This is a genomic window from Desertibacillus haloalkaliphilus (assembly GCF_019039105.1).
GTDB classification, from domain to species: Bacteria; Bacillota; Bacilli; order Bacillales; family KJ1-10-99; genus Desertibacillus; species Desertibacillus haloalkaliphilus.
Genome location: NZ_JAHPIV010000579.1, coordinates 1 through 332, shown reverse-complemented (window position 1 = coordinate 332; position 332 = coordinate 1). Strand labels below are relative to the sequence as shown.

The window sequence follows — 332 nt, the reverse complement described above, 5'->3', positions numbered from 1 at the left end:
GAAAAGGAGAGGGGGGGGGAGGGGGAGGGAGGAGGGAGAAGGAGGAAGGGAGGGGGGAGGAGGGGGGGGGGAGAGGGAGGAGGAAGGGAGAAAAGAGAGAAAAGAGGAGAAGGGGGAAAAGAGAGAGGGAGAGAAGGAGGGGGAAGGGAAAAAGGGAGGGGGAGGGGGAAGGGGGGGGGAAAGGGGAGGGGAGGGGGGGAAAGAAAAAGGAGGAAAAAAGAAAGGGAGAGGAGAAGGAAGAAGAGAAAGGAGAGAAAAAAAAGGAGAAAAAAGGGAAAGGGGGGGGGAAAGAGAGGAGGGGGGAGGAAGGAAAAGAGAGGAAAAGAGGAGGA

General features: G+C 57.5%; 1 protein-coding gene. It reads left to right on the top strand.

All coding sequences use genetic code 11. The features are described 5' to 3' along the window. The coding region (locus KH400_RS30430) for a hypothetical protein (protein WP_217228709.1) at window positions 1–332 on the top strand (332 nt) is incomplete at both ends.